Raw genomic sequence first — 16,853 nt, forward strand, 5'->3', positions numbered from 1 at the left:
ATGACAGTGCGCGTTCACACCCGCTCCCCTGCCGAAATTACCCTGATCAGCCTTGCCGTCGTTCTCTCGGCGCTGATCCTGGTGGTGCCGGTTGCGCTGATTTTCGCCTATGCCCTGCGCGAAGGCATTGGGGTCTATTTTGCCAATATCCTCGAGCGCACCACGCTGCACGCCATCGGCCTCACGGTGCTGACGGCGGTCATCGTCGTGCCGATCAATATCGTCATCGGCATCTGCGTGGCCTGGCTGGTGACTCGCTTCCGCTTTCGCGGACGGCAATTGATCATCACTATTATCGAGCTGCCCGCTTCGGTCAGCCCCATCGTGGCCGGCGTGGTCTATCTGTTCCTCTATGGCGGCCAGGGCCTGCTCGGGCCGGTGCTGCAAGGCATGGGCGTCCAGCTCATGTTCACTGTTGCGGCGATCGTGCTGGTCAGCCTGTTCGTCACCGCGCCGTTTGTGGCCCGCGAGCTCATCCCGCTGATGCAGCAGCAAGGCACCGAGGACGAGGAAGCCGCTCTCTCGCTGGGCGCCAATGGCTGGCAGATGTTCCGCTTCGTCACCCTGCCCAATATCCGCTGGGCGCTTCTTTATGGCGCGGTGCTGACCAATGCCCGGGTCATGGGCGAATTCGGCGCCGTCTCGGTCGTCTCCGGCTCCATTCGCGGCCAGACCAATACCCTGCCCCTGCAGATCAGCCAGTTGTTCAACGATTTCAACGTCACCGGCGCCTTCGCCGCCTCATCGACGCTCGCCCTCATCGCCGTGGTGACGCTGATTTTGAAGTCCACGCTGGAATCTCGCGGCTGGCAATGATGGCAGTGGGCGGCTAGGCTCCCGCTATGGCCGCTTCCGCATCCAGACCGCCCCGCATTGCCCGCCTCGTCACAGGCGTCGATGTCGTGTCACGCGCCAGAGTTGCATTGGCGGGCGGGGCCGAAATCATCGAAGTGGCGAGCGGGGACACGGCCAGCGTTCAGCGCGAGCTGGACTGCATTGTCCCGGCAATCGAGGCGTTAATCGCTGCAGGGATCGCAGCGCCAATCGCTATAGCCAGCCGCCGGGCCTTGGTGGTCGACCAGGCTATCGAAGCAGGCGCGACCCTTGTGTGTCCGCTGGAGGGTGAGGAAAGGGCCGAGATAGCCGAAATTGTCGCGCTGCATGGGGCCGAAGTGGTCGGCTAAGCCCGCAATGCATCCAGCACGGCTACGGCCGTGTCGAATTCGACCCGCCGCTGCGCCCGGCGGGCGGCTGCTTCCTCATCCTGGCCCCATAGGCCGATCTGGTAATCTTCATCGACATGCGCCGCCTGCCACACCTCGTCGGCGGTAAACAGCCGGTGCCACAGCCCGATGGCCAGTAGCCCCGATCCGGTGAGGCCGGTGACGTTGACCAGCGCGGTGAGGACAAAGAGATTTTCGCCATCCAGCGTCTCGGCCAACCGATCCAAACTCGCCTGCGGCTGGGCCTGATGGATGATGCCGATCGTGGGTTGGAACCGCACGCCGAAGTGCCGCGCCAGCTTGACCAGCGCCTTGTCCCACACCAATTCCTGCTCGCTGACCAATTCCTGCGGTGCATCGGCGCGATAGAGCATCAGATCGCTCGCGGCGAACTTGATGACCTCCTGGCGGAAGGCGGGAATGGTTTGCTCGCCACTTTCCACGGCCGAATTGATCAATCTGACCATGGGCATGGTCGCCGGATCAATGAATTCGCCCTGCGCCGCCCATTCTTCGGCCATCGTTGTAGCAATAGCCGCCGCGGGCACCACGACCGGCATTTTTCGGCCTGGCGTGTGCACCTGCCGGCCATCCAGCGTCACGACAAAGCCGCCATCGACCGGGGCTACGCCGACATCCTTGTAGAACCGCTTGGGCAGCTCCACCCGGTTGGCATGCTGCGCCCGGCCATAGCCGTCATCGATATGCTTGTGGGCATCTTCCAGCTGGTCGCGCATGGCCTACTCCAAAACCTTGCGGATCGCCGCATCAAGCTCGTCAAACCGGTCGATCATGATATCAGCGCCGGCCGCAATAAGCTCGGTCGGCTCATGATAGCCCCAGGTCACCCCAATGGCCCAGGCGCCCGCCGCCTTGCCCATTTCGATGTCGAATGTCGTATCGCCGATCATCACCGTCTCGGCCGGCAGCGCCCCGGTTTCGGCCATCGCGCGCAGCAACATGCCGGGATGCGGCTTGGACGGGTTGTGGTCCGGCGTCTGCAAGGTGACGAAGTAGTCGGCGATGTTGTGGTTACCGGTAATGCGGTGGACGCCGCTGAGGCCCTTGCCCGTGGCAATGCCCAAACGCATGCCATCCCACGTCCGCAGGCGCTGTAGCGCCTCCAGAGCGCCGGGAAACAGCCCTTCGCGGTCGCTATGCGTCAGCACGGAGGCGCGGTAATGGGTGCGATAGTCCTCGACAAGCTTGTCGATCAGCACCGGATCATCACTGCGCGCCAGCCGGGCCAAAGCCACCGGCAGCGACAGGCCGATAACCCGGCGCGACGCGGCGGGACTTGGTGCATCGAGCCCTGCCCCCTCAAAGGTCGTTGCCATATGCTCGGTGATCAGCGCCTGCGTATCGATCAGCGTGCCGTCCATGTCGAACATGACAAGCGTCATGCGCCGTCCTCCGGGTCCTTACTGACATCGAAGCGATCGGGGTCGAAGCCCAGGGCGTCAAAGCTCTCGCGCATATGCGGCGGCAGGGGCGCCGAAACATCGAGCCGCTTGCCATTGCGCAGCGGCAGGGCAATGCGGCGGGCATGCAGCTGCAGCCCTTCGCCCAGGCCGGGCGCACCCTGCCAGTTCTCGATATTAAAATAGCGCGGATCGCCAATGATCGGGGTGCCCAACTGGGCCATATGCACACGCAACTGGTGCGTGCGGCCGGTCACGGGCTTCAGCGTGACCCAGGCGAAGCGGCGGCTGGCCGTGTCGGTGGTCGAATAATAGCTCATCGAATGCTGGGCGCCCGGCGTGCCATTCTTGACCACCACCATCTGCTCGCCATCGGTCGTGGCCTGCTTGGCAAGGAAACACGAGATTTCGCCCTGGCGCGGGTTCGGATTGCCCGCCACGACAGCCCAATAAATCTTGCGCGCTGAACGCGAGCGGAACACTTCGCCAAAATGGCTGGCCGCCGACTGGGTCTTGGCAACCACGAGGCACCCGGAGGTGTCGCGGTCGAGACGATGGACCAGTCGCGGCGCCTCGCCAAGCTTGTTGGGCAGGCTTTTCAGCATGCCATCGAGATGGCGAAACGTGCCGCTGCCGCCCTGCACGGCCAGGCCATGGGGCTTGTTGAAGACGTAAATGTCCTCGTCTTCATAAAGGATGATGTCGCGCAGGAACTGCGCATCGCCCGAATTGACGCGCACCGGCTTGACCGTCTCGGCATCGTCGATCGGGGGAATGCGCACGGTCTGCCCGGCAGTCAGGCGCGTACTGGTCTGCACGCGGCCCTTGTCGACGCGCACTTCGCCATTGCGAATGAGCTTTTGCAGCCGCCCGAAACCGAGCTGCGGGAAATTCTGTGCGAACCAGCGATCGAGACGCATCCCGTCTTCGTCGCTGCTTACCTGCCGCTGTTGTACCGCACTCATGCCGGGCTGCCTCTGGTCACCAAAAGCCCGAGATAAAGGCCAATGAGACAAACCACAACCGACAACAGCACATAGAAGCCAGCTTGTACCATTTCGCCGCGCTCAATCAGCACGATTGTATCGAGCGAGAAGGAGGAAAACGTCGTGAAGCCGCCTAATACGCCTACGGCGACGAACAGCCGCGCCTCTGCCGCCCAGGGCGGCAGAGTGCGGGCGAGAATGCCGATGAGCAGGCCCATGGCGATGGAGCCGACAATGTTGATCAGCATCGTGCCGAGCGGAAAGCCATGCGGCCACACGCGCCCCACGCCGATGGACGCACCATAGCGCGCCATGGCGCCAATCGCGCCGCCCAGGCCGACAAGGAGGAAATTCTGCATGTGCCTGCCCTATTCCTCGCGCTTCTTCTCGGCCCGCAAGCGCTCGAAATAATCCATGCGCTTGCGCAGGTCGCGTTCAAAGCCGCGTTCGACCGGCTGATAAAATTGCTGCCGGCCGATCTTTTCCGGGAAATATTCCTGGCCCGAAAACGCCTCGGGCGTGTCGTGGTCATAGATATAGCCGTCACCATAGCCGGAGGTCTTCATCAGCTTGGTCGGCGCATTGAGGATGACCATGGGCGGGGTCGGCGAGCCGGTGGATTTGGCGATCGATGTAGCGCCCTTGAAGGCAGTGTAGACAGCGTTCGATTTGGGCGCGAGCGCCAGATAGACCACCACCTGCGCCAGGGCCAGTTCGCCCTCGGGCGAACCCAGCATCTGATAGGCATCGCGCCCGGCAACGGCCTGCGGCAGCGCCTGCGGATCGGCCAGGCCAATATCCTCCACAGCCATGCGGATCAGCCGGCGGGCGAGGAAGAGCGGATCTTCGCCGGCGTCGAGCATGCGGGCGAAATAATAGAGCGCCGCATCAGGATCGGAGCCGCGCACCGTCTTGTGCAGCGCCGAAATCAGATTGTAATGACCGTCCTGCGCCTTGTCATAGATCGGAGCACGGCGCTGGACCACGGTCAGCATGGTGGCGGCGTCGAGCACTTCGCCTTCCTTGGCCGAGGCCAGTACTTCCTCGACCAGCCCCAGCAAGGCGCGGCCGTCACCATCAGCCAGCGTCAGCAGCGTATGGCGGGCTTCGGGCTCAAGCGGTAGCGCGGCGCCAGTCAGTTCCTCGGCGCGCGTCACCAGCTTTTCCAGATCGTCCAGCGACAGCGACTCAAAACGCAATACCTGACTGCGCGACAACAAAGCCGCGTTCAGCTCAAAGGACGGATTTTCGGTGGTCGCCCCCACCAGCACCACCGTGCCGTCTTCCATCACCGGCAGGAAGCCATCCTGCTGTGCCCGATTGAAGCGGTGGATTTCGTCGACGAACAGCAGCGTCCGATGGCCGGACAGCCGCTCGAAGCGGGCCTTCTCGAACACCTTCTTGAGGTCGGCAACACCGGAGAACACCGCCGAAATCTGCTCGAACGTGTAGCCAATCTGATCGGCCAGAAGCCGCGCTACCGTAGTCTTGCCGGTGCCCGGCGGCCCCCACAGGATCAGCGAGCCCAGCCGGCCGGAGGCGATCATGCGGCGTAGCGTGCCTTCCGGCCCGAGCAGATGGCTCTGGCCGATCACCTCATCGAGCGAACGCGGCCGCAATTGATCGGCGAGCGGGCGCGCGCGGTCGGTTTCACTGGGGTCTGCGGCGAAAAGGTCAGCCATGCCTGATCAATCTCTGTGGAGGGCTCTGCCTAAGATAGGGCGGCGGCGCGAGCAACACAAACCGGCAGCGAATTGCCAAGACTGCGTTTGTCAGCATTAATGCGCGACCACAATTTCGAGGACGTTTCATGCATCGCTTCGCCACCGCATTCCTGCTCCTCGCCGCCATGGCGCTGCCGGCGAGCGCCCAGACCGACGCCATTGGTGCGCCGGGGCCGATTGTCTTCGAGGATGTCGAATTTGCCCTCGCCTGGACCAGCCACCCGGAAGAAACCTATTTCAAGCAGGAATATGTGCCGGCCGGCCAGACCGTCGAGCAGTTCGAAGACATGTTCATGATCGACGTGCTGACCAATGGCACCACGCCCGAAGCAGCGGCGGCCGTTATGATAAAGGGCCTTAGTGAGCGTAAAGGCAGCGATCCGGTGGTCAATTACGACGTGCTCCGCAACGAACAGACCGGCGAAATCATCCTCGACTTCCTGCTCAGCGATTCCAGCAGCGGCACCATGATCGTCGAATGGAACGCCTATCGCTATGCCCCGATCGAGGATGGCCTGGTGCTCTACGCCATCAGCCGGCGCGGCTATGGCGAAGAGGGTGCCAAGGCTCTGCTCACCGGTCTCAAGGAGCGGCGCCAGAGCGCGATCAACACCCTGGCGCAGATGGACGTGCCCGAAATCAGCCTCGACTAGCCGCTGACGATCGAGCGCGTCACGCGGCCGTCGCGCTGCAGGATGATCTGCCAGGTGCGGGCGCGCTGGCTTGCCGTCTGCGAGAATGCGGCGGCAGTGTCCATCGGTACGTCGTTGAGCGAGAGGATGATATCGTCCGTCTTAAGCCCCATCTGTTCGGCGGGCGAACCGGGCTCGACAGCGGTGACGATCACGCCCTTGGCGTCATAGGGCAGCCCCTTCATCTCGGCGAGTGCGGCATCAATCTGGCGCACGCTGGTGCCGGTGAAGCGCGATGAGCCGGTGATGGTGGCCACCATGTCGCCTGCCGCTACCGGCGCGGCTTCGATGGTGAAATTAACCACCTCGCTCTGCCCGGCACGGACGCGTTCAAGCGCCGTCACCTGCCCGATGGGCTTGGTGGCGAGGCGGAAATTGAAGGCGCTGGGGTCATCGACCGCCATGCCATCGACGCTCAGGATCACGTCGCCCGAGGCAAAGCCGGCGCGTTCTGCGGGACCGCCGGGCGCCACTTCAGTGATCAGCGCACCATGCGGCGCCGGCATGCCCAGGCTCTGGGCAATATCGGAATTGACCGCCTGCATCTTGGCGCCGAACCAGGGCCGCACGATCTGGCCGCCGCTGACGCCGGCCTGCGCCACCATCTTGGCCATATTGGCCGGAATGGCAAAGCCGATGCCGACCGAGCCGCCGGTTTGTGAATAAATGGCGGTATTAATGCCGACCAGATGCCCATCGAGATCGACCAGGGCGCCGCCCGAATTGCCGGGGTTGATCGCCGCGTCGGTCTGGATGAAGAATTCATAATCCGAGCTTTCCACACCGGTGCGGGCCAAGGCAGAGACGATGCCACTGGTCACCGTCTGGCCCACGCCAAACGGATTGCCAATGGCCAGCACCAGATCGCCCACTTCGAGGGAATCGGAATCGGCAAAGACGATGGCGGGGAAGACCGCATCGCCCGGCTGGCGCACGCGCAGCACGGCGAGATCGGTCTGCGCATCCTCGATGACGATATCGACGGCGAATTCGCGCCCGTCCGAAAGGGCGATGCGCACATCGGTCGCGCCTTCGATGACGTGGCGATTGGTGAGGATGACGCCGCCGGCATCCACGATCACGCCCGAGCCCAGCGATTGGGACTCGCGCGGCCGGCTCTGGAACTGGTTGCGCCCGAAGAAGCGGGAGAAGAACGGGTCATTGGCAAAAGGCGACACCGTCTGCTGCTCGATGCGGGTGGCGTAGACATTGACCACTGAGGGCGAGGCGGCTTTGACCACCGGGGAGAAGCTCAGCTTGATCTCGGCATCGCTGCGCGGCACTTCCACGGCTGGGGCCACCGGAGCGGGCGGCACGGGCGCGGGCGCCGTTACCTGGGCCAGGCTGGGCGCATTCCACGGCGAGAAGGCGAGCGTGCCTCCAACCGCCAGAACCGCCGCGGCACAGCTTGCCATAATCCATGAGCGCATCGACATCGAACCAACCTCCGGTCACCGCTTCTGCCCTGATGTGGCGTCCGCGCGGGGCAAGGCAAACGCCCGGATTCTGTCACGAAAAAGGCGTCACGCGCCCGTCGCAATTGGGGGCCAAATAAACGTTTGCGTGAGGGGGCACACGGCCCTATATGCAGCGCTCGTTTTCCGCATTTCTCCAGCCCCGAAAGGCAAGTCGTCCATGACCACTGAGCCGAAGCAGGTTTACCCGAATACCTCCGCACTCATAGCCGCGGAAGCCCCGGATTTCCCGGCTTTCCTGTTCTCCGAGCGCGAGCTGCACAAGGCCACAAAGGTGTTCAAGAAGGGCTTTGACGGGCTGTTGACCTATGCGGTCAAGTGCAATCCCTCACCGCACATCATCGCCCAGCTCCATCGCGAAGGTTTGAAGGCGTTCGACGTTGCCTCGAACACCGAAATGGAACTGGTGCGCGATCATGCGCCGGGCGCGGTGATGCATTACAACAACCCGATCAAGAACAAGCGCGAGATCGCTCGCGCCTATGAAGAGTTCGGCGTTCGCTCCTTCACCATCGACCATCCCCAGCAGCTCGACCAGCTGGCTTCCGTGGTCTCGCCTTCGCGCGACGTTGAAGTGACCACCCGCTTCAAGGCCGGCAAGGCGCTGAAATCCTATGATTTCGGCATCAAGTTCGGCGTCATGGAACAGGGCGCGGCCGAAATCGTCACCATGGTCGACCAGATGGGCTATACGCCCAGCCTGTGCTTCCATGTCGGCAGCCAGTGCGAAGACGCCTATGCCTATGAGCGCCACATCGCGGCGGCGTCCCGCATCGTCGAAGAGTCCAATATCCAGCTCAAGCGCCTCAATATCGGCGGCGGCTATCCGGCCCCCTACCCGACCAGCGAAGCGCCGCCGATGGACTATTATTTCGAGACCATCTCGACCGCAGTCAGCGACCATTTCGGCGACAAGAACAAGCCCGAACTGATCATCGAGCCCGGCCGGGCGCTGGTGACGTCGTCGACCTCGCTGCTGCTGCGCGTCAAGCATCAGCGCGGTGGGCAGTCGGTTTATGTCAATGACGGCGCCTATGGCAGCCTGATGGAAGTCAAGTTCATGCATTTCACCCCGCCCGTGCGGGTGTGGCGCGGTGCGCGGGTGCATGACAATGATGCTGAATTCTCCGAATTCACCATCTGGGGCCCCACTTGCGACAGCTATGACGTGCTGCCCCAGGTGTTCACCCTGCCGGCCGATATCGATGAAGACGACTGGATCGAGTTCGGCCTGATGGGCGCCTATACCCAGGCCTCGCTGACCCCGTTCAACGGCTTCGATCGCCGCGACCAATTCTGGGTCGACGAGGTCTATACCGGCAAGGATGTGCAGCCCGAATAGGCCTGCCGCCAGCTCGTAATCAGCTACTAATCCCCGCTACGGCGGGGATTTTTGTCTCTCCAACAAAGGATGCCGCCTGCCCTTCTTCGCTTTTCCACCCCGATCCCATCAAACCATATATCGGAACTGAAAATGCAGACCTTTCAACCACTTGCGACCTTCGGCCGCCGCATCGTCATCATGGGGCCAACCAATGCCGGCAAGTCGACGCTGGCCGTCGCCATCGGCAAGAAGCTCGATATTCCCGCCATTCATCTCGACCAATTGCGCCACTTGCCCAACACCGATTGGCAAGTCCGGCCCGATGCCGAATTCCATGCGTTGCATGACGCGGCAATCCTTGAGGCGGACTGGGTGATGGAGGGCAATTATTCCGTGCTCATGCCGCAGCGCTTTGCCCGGGCCACCGGAATCATTGTCGTGGACGACCATTACCTGCGCCGCTTCAGCCGGTATTTGCGGCGGACGCTGCTGGAAAAGCAGCGGGCCGGCCATCTTCCGGGCAATCGCGACAGCGTCAAATGGGAAATGATCAGCTGGATCTGGAAGACGCGGAACAGCGTCGGCCGCTACCACGGGTTTGCGAGACAAACTGATTTGCCGCTGGTTTTCTGTTCGTCGCTCCGTGAGGTGAAAGCGCTCGGACGGGCGTGGAATCTGTGAGCGGACTGCTAGCGTTGACGTGACATTTGGGCGCCAGAGGCTAGCGGACTGTTGGCATCGACCGCCGCGATTGCCCCATCACGCCATTCGGGCCTAAACTGGGTGCGAAGTGGAGGAGAGGATCATGCTGGGAGTGATGATGAAATCGCCGCGCCGTCGTCGGCTCGCCATGCTTTTGGTCGGACTGCTCTGCATGGGTCTGGGCGTGGCGCTGTTTTGGGGCGCGGTCTCCTGACCATGGGATGGGACGCACTTGGGCAATGGGGTGCCGATGCCGAACGCGTCGAGCGGCTGGCCGGTGGCTCTTCCAATGACGTGTGGAGCGTCCGTATCAACGGGCAGCTTGCCGTCGCTCGGCTGGGTAAGCGGAGCGATGCGGATCTGGCTTGGGAGGCCGCCCTGCTCCAGCATCTCGATCGGTCGGGTATGACTGTGCCGGTGCCGATCCCGACCATGGATGGCAGGCTGTTTGTCGACAGCCTGGTGGTGATGAAATATATGGAGGGCGGACCGCCCGAAACGGAGGCGGATTGGCGGCGTGTTGCCGATACGCTCCGGCAATTGCATCACCTGACGCAGGACTGGCCGCAGCGGCCGGGCTGGCGATCTTCAACTGACCTGTTGCAGGCCGATACGGGGACGCGGATCGACCTGACGGCAATGCCGGAAGAGGCCGTGGCGCGCTGCCGGGCGGCGTGGGCGCGGCTGGTCGGGCGGCAGAGCTGCGTGGTGCATGGCAATCCCACCAATCCCAGCAATATTCGCATGACTGCAGATCGGGTCGCGCTGATCGATTGGGACGAGGCACATGTCGATGTCCCGGAGCTTGACCTGGCCCTGCCCCACAATGCCGCCGGCTTTGATGCTGCAGAATTTGACATTGCGGCCCAAGCCTCGGCGGCATGGGAGGCTGCGGTCTGCTGGAAGGACGACTATTCCGTCGAACGGCTCGCCGAGGTTCGGGCGGTCTGAGCAAACGAAAAGGCGGCCCGCGTCGTCAAACGCGGACCGCCTTAAATCTTGAACCGAATATCGCTTACGCGGCTTCGGACTCGTCTTCGTCACGCACATGCACCGGGCCGCTATCGAGGCCCTTGGCATTGACGTCGCGATCGACGAACTCGATCACAGCCATCGGCGCATTGTCGCCATAGCGGAAGCCGGCCTTCATGATGCGGATATAGCCGCCCTGACGGTCCTTGTAGCGCGGGCCCAGAACTGCGAACAGCTTCTGCACCTGGCCTTCGTCGCGCATCTGAGCGATCGCCTGACGGCGAGCGTGCAGGTCGCCGCGCTTGCCCAGCGTGATCAGCTTCTCGACGATCGGACGCAGGTCCTTCGCCTTGGGCAGGGTGGTAACGATCTGCTCGTGCTTGATCAGCGCGGCGGACATATTGGCGAACATAGCCTTACGGTGGCTGGCGGTTCGGTTGAGCTTGCGGCCGGAATTACCGTGGCGCATGGTGGTCTCCTAAAGTGCTTGGCAGCGCGGGATCAATAGTGATCTTCGTAGCGCTTGGCGAGGTCATCGATATTCTCGGGTGGCCAGTTGTTGACGTCCATTCCGAGATGAAGCCCCATCTGTGCCAGGACCTCCTTGATTTCGTTGAGCGACTTGCGGCCGAAATTCGGGGTCCGCAGCATCTCGGCTTCCGTCTTCTGGATCAGATCGCCGATATAAACGATGTTGTCGTTCTTGAGGCAGTTGGCCGAACGCACCGAAAGCTCGAGTTCGTCGACCTTCTTGAGCAGCGCCGGGTTGAAGGCCAGTTCGGGAACGGCATCCTGTGCCTTTTCCTTGCTGGGCTCTTCGAAGTTCACGAACACCGACAGCTGGTCCTGGAGGATACGCGCAGCATAAGCCACGGCATCTTCCGGCGACACGGCGCCATTGGTTTCGACCTGCAGGGTCAGCTTGTCCTTGTCGAGGCTTTCACCCGCACGGGTGGCATCGACCTTGTAGCTGACGCGGCGAACCGGGGAGAACAGCGAGTCGACCGGGATATAGCCGATCGGTGCATCTTCCGGGCGGTTCTTGTCGGCGGCAACATAACCCTTGCCGGTATCGACGGTGAACTCGATATTGATTTCGGCGCCGTCGTCGAGATGGCAGATCACCAGCTCGGGGTTCAGCACTTCAATGTCGCCGGTGACCTTGATGTCACCAGCCGTCACGGCACCCGGACCCTGCTTGGTCAGGCCAAGGCGCTTGGGGCCTTCGCCGCCCATCTTCAACGCGATTTCCTTCACGTTGAGGACAAGGTCGGTCATGTCTTCACGCACGCCCGGAAGCGAGGAGAATTCATGCAGGATGCCGTCAATCTGGATTGCGGTAACTGCCGCGCCCTGAAGCGACGACAGCAGCACACGACGAAGAGCGTTACCCAGGGTAAGCCCATAACCGCGCTCAAGCGGCTCGGCAACTACCGAAGCCACGCGCGCGTTGTCGCTGCCCGAAACAATCTCCAGCTTGGTCGGCTTGATCAGTTCTTGCCAGTTCCTCTGGATCGTCACGGTAATGTCCTTTCAAAATCGCGGCTCCAGCCCGAGCCGCTCCGCCGCAAACGCAATAAGACTCCCGGCCCATTCAATCGGCCGGGAGCTCTTCAATCGCTCTAGATTAGACGCGGCGCCGCTTGCGAGGACGGCAGCCATTGTGCGGGATCGAGGTCACGTCACGGATCGAAGTAACGTTGAAGCCAGCAGCCTGGAGGGCACGCAGAGCCGATTCACGGCCCGAACCAGGACCACGCACTTCGACCTCAAGGGTCTTCATGCCGTGTTCCTGCGCCTTCTTTGCAGCATCTTCAGCAGCGACCTGAGCCGCATAGGGGGTCGACTTACGCGAGCCCTTGAAGCCCATGACACCCGAGGAGGACCACGAAATCGTGTTGCCCTGCATATCGGCAATGGTGATCATGGTGTTGTTGAACGAAGCATTCACGTGGGCAACGCCCGAAGTGATATTCTTGCGTTCCTTGCGCTTAACGCGCGTCGTTTCAGTCTTAGCCATTTAATTCCTCTGAACGATATCAGCGCTGCCGTCAGCCCTTTGGCCCCAGCAGCTACATCGAAGAACCCGAGACGGGTTCTTACTTCTTCTTGCCAGCGATTGGCTTTGCCGGACCCTTGCGAGTGCGGGCATTGGTGTGGGTACGCTGACCGCGCACCGGCAGGCCACGACGGTGGCGCAGGCCACGGTAGTTGCCCAGATCCATCAACCGCTTGATGTTCATCGCCACATTGCGGCGAAGATCACCTTCCACGACGTAGTCGCGGTCGATAGCTTCACGGATCAAAATCACTTCGGCGTCGGTCAACTCGTTGACACGGCGCTCGGCAGGAATGTTTGCCTTCTCAGTGATATCCTTGGCGAATTTCTCGCCAATCCCGTGGATATACTGCAGCGCGATGATCACGCGCTTATTGGTCGGGATATTGACGCCAGCAATACGAGCCACGTCTGCTCTCCTTCATTCAACACGGGTTACCATCAGGGGGCCGTGCCGTTAAACAACAAGGGACCGGATTTCGACCCCCAACACCTGGAGAACCGAATCCAGCCCAATAATCCATGAGACTGACGCGGTTCTTTAAGGACTAGATTCGGCAGAGTCAACTGCCAAACCCCTGCCCTGTTCTCAGCCTTCGATCGCAGACTTGATCGAAGAAGTGACTTTTTCGACCGGCTCCATGCCGTCGACTGCTTTGAGCAGACCCTTGTCGCTGTAGTAAGCGACGAGCGGAGCGGTCTGCTCCTTGTAGATATCGAGGCGCTTGCGCAGCACTTCCTCATTATCGTCGGCACGCGCGCCGCCGCTTTCCTTGCTGCGCTGGATCACCCGGCGCACCAATTCATCAGCATCGGCTTTGATCTCGATAACGGCGTCAAGCTTGACGCCCTTGTCGATCAGCATCTGGTCGAGCGCTGCGGCCTGCGCAATGGTGCGCGGAAAGCCATCGAGGATGAAGCCAGGCTTGCAATCCTCAGCGTCGAGACGTTCGGAGACGATACCGTTGACGATGGCGTCACTGACCAGATCCCCACGATCGACGATGGCCTTGGCTTCGAGACCCAGAGGGGTCTTGGCCGCAATGGCCGAGCGCAGGATATCGCCGGTCGAGAGCTGGGGAATACCATAGGCCTCGACAAGAATCTTGGCCTGAGTACCCTTCCCCGCTCCCGGCGGTCCGAGCAGAATTAGCCTCATCGACGCTTACCTCCCCCTAGACGGGACTTCTTCACGAGCCCCTCATATTGTTGCGCGATCAGGTGGCTCTGGATCTGGCTGACCGTATCGAGCGTCACCGTCACCATGATCAGCAGCGAGGTGCCGCCGATGAACTGGCTGACCGCCAGCTGGTTGTGGATGATCTCGGGAATCAGTGCCACCACCGTAAGATAGAGCGCACCGATAACAGTGATACGGGTCAACACATAGTCGATATGTGCCGCCGTCCGTTCGCCCGGACGAATGCCCGGAATGAAGCCGCCGGAGCGCTTGAGGTTATCAGCCGTCTCGGTCGGATTGAACACGATGGCCGTATAGAAGAAGGCGAAGAAGATGATGAAGAAGGCAAACAGCGCCAGATAAAGCGGCTGGCCGCGGCCCAGCAGAGCCGTAACCGTCTGCAGCCAGACCGGAGCGTTACCCTGCGCCGCAAAGGACGCAATGGTGGCCGGCAGCAGCAGCAGGGACGAGCCGAAAATCACCGGGATAACACCCGAGGTATTCAGCTTGAGCGGCAGATGCGAGCTTTCACCCTGGAACATCTTGTTGCCGACCTGGCGCTTTGGATACTGGATCAGCAGGCGTCGCTGGGCGCGTTCGAAGAACACAATGCCGGCGATGACCACGATGGACAGCACCACGATGCCAGCGGCAGCCAGCGGGGGCAGCGCGCCGGTACGGCTCAGCTCGAGCGTCTGCACGATGGTGGTGGGCAGATTGGCCACGATACCGGCAAAGATGATCAGCGAAATACCATTGCCGACGCCGCGCGTGGTGATCTGTTCACCCAGCCACATCAGGAACATGGTGCCGCCGACCAGCGTGATCACGGTCGAAATGCGGAAGAACCAGCCCGGATTGAGCACGACGCCCTGGCTCGCTTCCAGACCCACGGCAATGCCATAGGCCTGCACAGCGCAGAATACGACCGCCAGATAGCGGGTATACTGGTTCATCTTGCGACGACCGGCCTCGCCCTCTTTCTTGAGGGCTTCCAGACGCGGCGACGCGGTCGCAATGACCTGCACCACGATCGAGGCGGTGATGTAGGGGATCAGGTTCAGCGCAAAGATTGCCATGCGCTCGACAGCGCCACCGGCAAACATGTTGAACATGCCAATGATGCCCTGCTGCGACTGTTCGAACGTCGCGCGGAACGCATCGGGGTCAATGCCCGGAACCGGAATGAAAGTGCCCAGTCGATAGACAAGCAGCGCGCCCAGTGTGAACCAGATGCGCTGCTGCAGGGCTTTCGCCTTCGAGAAGGTCGAAAAATTGAGATTACGTGCCAGCTGTTCGGCTGCGGACGCCATGTATCGCTCCCTATGGCTTCAAGGCCAGGCGCGCTCGGAGCGGGTCGGACGCAGACCCGGCTGCAGCCCTAGCGCAACAAACCAAAAAAGGCGCACCCGACCAATGGCCGGGTGCGCCAAGCCGAAATTAACCGGCGTATGGGGTCTTCTTCCACGGCGCCTTTGCCGGGATGATATCGACCTTGCCACCAGCAGATTCAATAGCTGCAAGTGCGCCCTTGGTCGCATAATTGACGTTGAAGGTCACCTTCTTGGAGGTGAAGCCCTCAGAGCCGATCAGCCGGACGCCGTCCTTGGGACGACGGATCACGCGGGCAGCGATCAGCGCAGCAGCGTCGATCACCTTGGTCGCATCCAGCTTGCCAGCGTCGATATAGGCCTGCAGGCGATCGATGCGGACCTCGTTCCAGTTACCTGGATTGAGCGCATTGAAGCCACGCTTTGGCATACGCATGTGAAGGGGCATCTGGCCGCCTTCGAAGCCGTTGATTGCAACGCCGGAGCGTGCAGTCTGGCCCTTGCCGCCACGACCGCCGGTCTTGCCCTTACCGGAACCGATACCGCGGCCGATGCGGATACGGACCTTATTGGCGCCGGGATTGTCGCGAAGTTCGTTCAAACGGGTCATTTGAGGTTCTCTCTCACTCGCCGATGATACGGACGAGATGCGGCACCTTGTTGATCATACCACGCACTTCAGGCGTGTCGATCAGCTGACGCTGCTTGTTCATCTTGTTGAGCCCGAGACCGATCAGGGTCGCGCGCTGGCTCTTCTCACGGCGGATCGGCGAGCCGATCTGCTGCAGAGTAATGGTCTTTTGGGTAGCCATAATGCTTCTCCGTACCTGATCTATCAGGCTTCGACAGCAGTCTCGCCGCGGCGAGCTTGCAGTTCGGAAACCTTGAGACCGCGGCGGGCGGCAACCGAGCGGGGGCTATCAACGCGCTTCAGCGCATCGAAAGTGGCCCGCACCATGTTGTAGGGGTTAGCAGTCCCCTGCGACTTGGCAACGATGTCGTTGATGCCCAGCGTCTCGAAGACGGCGCGCATCGGGCCACCGGCGATGATGCCGGTACCGGGAACGGCGGCACGCAGGATGACCTTGCCGGCGCCGTGACGGCCCTGCACGTCGTGGTGCAACGTACGGGCATCGCGCAGCGGCACGCGGATCATGGTGCGCTTTGCAGCTTCGGTGGCCTTGCGGATCGCTTCTGGCACTTCACGGGCCTTACCGTGACCAAAGCCAACACGGCCCTTCTGGTCACCGACAACCACGAGTGCGGCAAAACCGAAACGACGGCCGCCCTTGACCACTTTGGCCACGCGGTTGATGTGGACCAGGCGATCGACGAATTCGCTGTCGCGTTCTTGAACGTCTCTGCTCATAATGTTTCTTTCCTTGTCCGTGCCTAGAACTGCAGGCCGCCCTCACGGGCAGCGTCTGCAAGGGCCTTCACACGGCCATGATAGATATACGCGCCGCGGTCGAAGATAACTTCGCCCACGCCCGCCTTGGTGCCGCGCTCTGCGATCAGCTTGCCGACCGTAGCAGCGGCCTCAGCCGAACCACCCTTGGTGGTGCCCTTGACGTCCTTGTCGAGGGTCGAAGCGGCGGCCAGCGTACGGCCGGTCGCATCGTCGATGATCTGAGCGTAGATATTCTTGTCCGAACGGAAAACCGACAGACGGGGACGACCGAAGGCACGAGCCTTGAGCGCCTTGCGGACACGAGCCTTGCGGCGGTCCGCACCTTTTGCACTGATAGCCATTGCAGGCGCTCC

General features: G+C 61.8%; 22 protein-coding genes. 6 read left to right on the forward strand and 16 right to left on the reverse strand.

The genetic code is table 11. From position 1 onward, the window contains the following. Together cysW and ACI3KW_RS06160 are read left to right on the forward strand one after the other, a co-directional pair. Window positions 1-816: a sulfate ABC transporter permease subunit CysW gene (gene cysW, locus ACI3KW_RS06155; RefSeq protein ID WP_404847357.1), complete on the forward strand. Its 816-nt coding sequence runs from the start codon at window positions 1-3 to the stop codon at window positions 814-816. 26 nt (window positions 817-842) lie between these two features. Next, window positions 843-1,184 carry a dihydropteroate synthase gene (locus tag ACI3KW_RS06160; protein WP_404847358.1) on the forward strand — a complete coding sequence of 114 codons (342 nt, stop codon included), beginning with the start codon at window positions 843-845 and terminating at the stop codon, window positions 1,182-1,184. Here ACI3KW_RS06160 and ACI3KW_RS06165 read toward each other — a convergent pair. From ACI3KW_RS06165 to ACI3KW_RS06185, 5 genes are read right to left on the reverse strand one after another with little or no spacing between them, the layout of a single operon-like run. Further along, window positions 1,181-1,960 carry an ATP12 family chaperone protein gene (locus ACI3KW_RS06165; protein ID WP_404847359.1) on the reverse strand — a complete coding sequence of 260 codons (780 nt, stop codon included), beginning with the start codon at window positions 1,958-1,960 and terminating at the stop codon, window positions 1,181-1,183. The genes ACI3KW_RS06160 and ACI3KW_RS06165 overlap by 4 nt on opposite strands. Window positions 1,961-1,963: 3 nt before the next feature. Next, window positions 1,964-2,626, reverse strand: a complete 663-nt coding sequence (locus tag ACI3KW_RS06170) for an HAD-IA family hydrolase (protein WP_404847360.1) — start codon at window positions 2,624-2,626, stop codon at window positions 1,964-1,966. Beyond that, complete coding sequence (locus ACI3KW_RS06175; RefSeq protein ID WP_404847361.1) at window positions 2,623-3,609, reverse strand: RluA family pseudouridine synthase; 987 nt, start codon at window positions 3,607-3,609, stop codon at window positions 2,623-2,625. The genes ACI3KW_RS06170 and ACI3KW_RS06175 overlap by 4 nt, the downstream gene beginning before the upstream one ends. Then, window positions 3,606-3,989, reverse strand: coding sequence for a fluoride efflux transporter CrcB (crcB, locus tag ACI3KW_RS06180; protein ID WP_404847362.1), 384 nt, complete (start codon window positions 3,987-3,989; stop codon window positions 3,606-3,608). The genes ACI3KW_RS06175 and crcB overlap by 4 nt, the downstream gene beginning before the upstream one ends. A gap of 9 nt (window positions 3,990-3,998) precedes the next feature. Beyond that, window positions 3,999-5,312, reverse strand: coding sequence for a replication-associated recombination protein A (locus tag ACI3KW_RS06185; protein WP_404847363.1), 1,314 nt, complete (start codon window positions 5,310-5,312; stop codon window positions 3,999-4,001). A 128-nt stretch (window positions 5,313-5,440) separates the two neighbouring features. Here ACI3KW_RS06185 and ACI3KW_RS06190 point away from each other — a divergent pair, with 128 nt between their 5' ends. Continuing rightward, window positions 5,441-6,007, forward strand: a complete 567-nt coding sequence (locus ACI3KW_RS06190; RefSeq protein WP_404847364.1) for a hypothetical protein — start codon at window positions 5,441-5,443, stop codon at window positions 6,005-6,007. On the opposite strand, the gene ACI3KW_RS06195 is transcribed toward ACI3KW_RS06190, so the two are convergent. After that, window positions 6,004-7,482, reverse strand: coding sequence for a DegQ family serine endoprotease (locus ACI3KW_RS06195; protein ID WP_404847365.1), 1,479 nt, complete (start codon window positions 7,480-7,482; stop codon window positions 6,004-6,006). The genes ACI3KW_RS06190 and ACI3KW_RS06195 overlap by 4 nt on opposite strands. A gap of 199 nt (window positions 7,483-7,681) precedes the next feature. Here ACI3KW_RS06195 and ACI3KW_RS06200 point away from each other — a divergent pair, with 199 nt between their 5' ends. The 3 genes from ACI3KW_RS06200 (at window position 7,682) to ACI3KW_RS06210 (ending at window position 10,498) form a co-directional block, all read left to right on the forward strand. Beyond that, the gene (locus ACI3KW_RS06200; RefSeq protein ID WP_113122082.1) at window positions 7,682-8,863 is read left to right on the forward strand and encodes a type III PLP-dependent enzyme; all 1,182 of its coding nucleotides are present in this window, start codon (window positions 7,682-7,684) and stop codon (window positions 8,861-8,863) included. Window positions 8,864-8,995: 132 nt separating this feature from the next. Then, the gene (locus tag ACI3KW_RS06205; protein ID WP_404847366.1) at window positions 8,996-9,526 is read left to right on the forward strand and encodes an AAA family ATPase; all 531 of its coding nucleotides are present in this window, start codon (window positions 8,996-8,998) and stop codon (window positions 9,524-9,526) included. 237 nt (window positions 9,527-9,763) lie between these two features. Continuing rightward, entirely contained in the window at window positions 9,764-10,498 is a 735-nt protein-coding gene (locus ACI3KW_RS06210; protein WP_404847367.1) for a phosphotransferase enzyme family protein, read from the forward strand. A 64-nt stretch (window positions 10,499-10,562) separates the two neighbouring features. Here ACI3KW_RS06210 and rplQ read toward each other — a convergent pair whose 3' ends face one another. The 10 genes from rplQ to rplR all read right to left on the reverse strand — a co-directional run bounded on the left by rplQ (window position 10,563) and on the right by rplR (window position 16,841). Further along, entirely contained in the window at window positions 10,563-10,988 is a 426-nt protein-coding gene (gene rplQ / locus ACI3KW_RS06215) for a 50S ribosomal protein L17 (protein WP_113122079.1), read from the reverse strand. Window positions 10,989-11,020: 32 nt separating this feature from the next. Continuing rightward, window positions 11,021-12,046: a DNA-directed RNA polymerase subunit alpha gene (locus ACI3KW_RS06220; protein ID WP_284392828.1), complete on the reverse strand. Its 1,026-nt coding sequence runs from the start codon at window positions 12,044-12,046 to the stop codon at window positions 11,021-11,023. A gap of 100 nt (window positions 12,047-12,146) precedes the next feature. Beyond that, on the reverse strand, window positions 12,147-12,539 hold the full coding sequence (rpsK, locus tag ACI3KW_RS06225) for a 30S ribosomal protein S11 (protein WP_035102656.1): 393 nt from the start codon (window positions 12,537-12,539) through the stop codon (window positions 12,147-12,149). 79 nt (window positions 12,540-12,618) lie between these two features. Then, on the reverse strand, window positions 12,619-12,987 hold the full coding sequence (rpsM, locus tag ACI3KW_RS06230; RefSeq protein ID WP_035102654.1) for a 30S ribosomal protein S13: 369 nt from the start codon (window positions 12,985-12,987) through the stop codon (window positions 12,619-12,621). A 180-nt stretch (window positions 12,988-13,167) separates the two neighbouring features. Then, window positions 13,168-13,737, reverse strand: a complete 570-nt coding sequence (locus ACI3KW_RS06235; RefSeq protein ID WP_404847368.1) for an adenylate kinase — start codon at window positions 13,735-13,737, stop codon at window positions 13,168-13,170. Next, window positions 13,734-15,071: a preprotein translocase subunit SecY gene (gene secY / locus ACI3KW_RS06240; RefSeq protein ID WP_404847369.1), complete on the reverse strand. Its 1,338-nt coding sequence runs from the start codon at window positions 15,069-15,071 to the stop codon at window positions 13,734-13,736. The genes ACI3KW_RS06235 and secY overlap by 4 nt, the downstream gene beginning before the upstream one ends. A 127-nt stretch (window positions 15,072-15,198) precedes the next feature. After that, on the reverse strand, window positions 15,199-15,699 hold the full coding sequence (gene rplO, locus ACI3KW_RS06245; RefSeq protein ID WP_404847370.1) for a 50S ribosomal protein L15: 501 nt from the start codon (window positions 15,697-15,699) through the stop codon (window positions 15,199-15,201). A gap of 13 nt (window positions 15,700-15,712) precedes the next feature. Beyond that, window positions 15,713-15,901: a 50S ribosomal protein L30 gene (gene rpmD / locus ACI3KW_RS06250; RefSeq protein WP_404847371.1), complete on the reverse strand. Its 189-nt coding sequence runs from the start codon at window positions 15,899-15,901 to the stop codon at window positions 15,713-15,715. A gap of 23 nt (window positions 15,902-15,924) precedes the next feature. After that, window positions 15,925-16,458, reverse strand: coding sequence for a 30S ribosomal protein S5 (rpsE, locus tag ACI3KW_RS06255; protein WP_404847372.1), 534 nt, complete (start codon window positions 16,456-16,458; stop codon window positions 15,925-15,927). 23 nt (window positions 16,459-16,481) lie between these two features. Further along, complete coding sequence (gene rplR, locus ACI3KW_RS06260) at window positions 16,482-16,841, reverse strand: 50S ribosomal protein L18 (protein ID WP_404847373.1); 360 nt, start codon at window positions 16,839-16,841, stop codon at window positions 16,482-16,484. Window positions 16,842-16,853 lie beyond the last annotated feature (12 nt).

Source organism: Devosia sp. ZW T5_3 (genome assembly GCF_044987315.1).
GTDB lineage: Bacteria > Pseudomonadota > Alphaproteobacteria > Rhizobiales > Devosiaceae > Devosia.

What these genes read in the sequence shown, in the direction of transcription:
- ACI3KW_RS06190 (WP_404847364.1), top strand. Translation starts at nt 5,441, where the DNA reads ATGCATCGCTTCGCCACCGCATTCCTGCTCCTCGCCGCCATGGCGCTG.
- ACI3KW_RS06210 (WP_404847367.1), top strand. Translation starts at nt 9,764, where the DNA reads ATGGGATGGGACGCACTTGGGCAATGGGGTGCCGATGCCGAACGCGTC.
- rplQ (WP_113122079.1), bottom strand. Translation starts at nt 10,988, where the DNA reads ATGCGCCACGGTAATTCCGGCCGCAAGCTCAACCGAACCGCCAGCCAC.
- crcB (WP_404847362.1), bottom strand. Translation starts at nt 3,989, where the DNA reads ATGCAGAATTTCCTCCTTGTCGGCCTGGGCGGCGCGATTGGCGCCATG.
- ACI3KW_RS06200 (WP_113122082.1), top strand. Translation starts at nt 7,682, where the DNA reads ATGACCACTGAGCCGAAGCAGGTTTACCCGAATACCTCCGCACTCATA.
- ACI3KW_RS06175 (WP_404847361.1), bottom strand. Translation starts at nt 3,609, where the DNA reads ATGAGTGCGGTACAACAGCGGCAGGTAAGCAGCGACGAAGACGGGATG.
- secY (WP_404847369.1), bottom strand. Translation starts at nt 15,071, where the DNA reads ATGGCGTCCGCAGCCGAACAGCTGGCACGTAATCTCAATTTTTCGACC.
- ACI3KW_RS06195 (WP_404847365.1), bottom strand. Translation starts at nt 7,482, where the DNA reads ATGTCGATGCGCTCATGGATTATGGCAAGCTGTGCCGCGGCGGTTCTG.
- ACI3KW_RS06205 (WP_404847366.1), top strand. Translation starts at nt 8,996, where the DNA reads ATGCAGACCTTTCAACCACTTGCGACCTTCGGCCGCCGCATCGTCATC.
- rpsK (WP_035102656.1), bottom strand. Translation starts at nt 12,539, where the DNA reads ATGGCTAAGACTGAAACGACGCGCGTTAAGCGCAAGGAACGCAAGAAT.
- ACI3KW_RS06165 (WP_404847359.1), bottom strand. Translation starts at nt 1,960, where the DNA reads ATGCGCGACCAGCTGGAAGATGCCCACAAGCATATCGATGACGGCTAT.
- rpsE (WP_404847372.1), bottom strand. Translation starts at nt 16,458, where the DNA reads ATGAGCAGAGACGTTCAAGAACGCGACAGCGAATTCGTCGATCGCCTG.
- ACI3KW_RS06170 (WP_404847360.1), bottom strand. Translation starts at nt 2,626, where the DNA reads ATGACGCTTGTCATGTTCGACATGGACGGCACGCTGATCGATACGCAG.
- ACI3KW_RS06160 (WP_404847358.1), top strand. Translation starts at nt 843, where the DNA reads ATGGCCGCTTCCGCATCCAGACCGCCCCGCATTGCCCGCCTCGTCACA.
- cysW (WP_404847357.1), top strand. Translation starts at nt 1, where the DNA reads ATGACAGTGCGCGTTCACACCCGCTCCCCTGCCGAAATTACCCTGATC.
- rplO (WP_404847370.1), bottom strand. Translation starts at nt 15,699, where the DNA reads ATGACCCGTTTGAACGAACTTCGCGACAATCCCGGCGCCAATAAGGTC.
- ACI3KW_RS06235 (WP_404847368.1), bottom strand. Translation starts at nt 13,737, where the DNA reads ATGAGGCTAATTCTGCTCGGACCGCCGGGAGCGGGGAAGGGTACTCAG.
- ACI3KW_RS06185 (WP_404847363.1), bottom strand. Translation starts at nt 5,312, where the DNA reads ATGGCTGACCTTTTCGCCGCAGACCCCAGTGAAACCGACCGCGCGCGC.
- rpmD (WP_404847371.1), bottom strand. Translation starts at nt 15,901, where the DNA reads ATGGCTACCCAAAAGACCATTACTCTGCAGCAGATCGGCTCGCCGATC.
- rplR (WP_404847373.1), bottom strand. Translation starts at nt 16,841, where the DNA reads ATGGCTATCAGTGCAAAAGGTGCGGACCGCCGCAAGGCTCGTGTCCGC.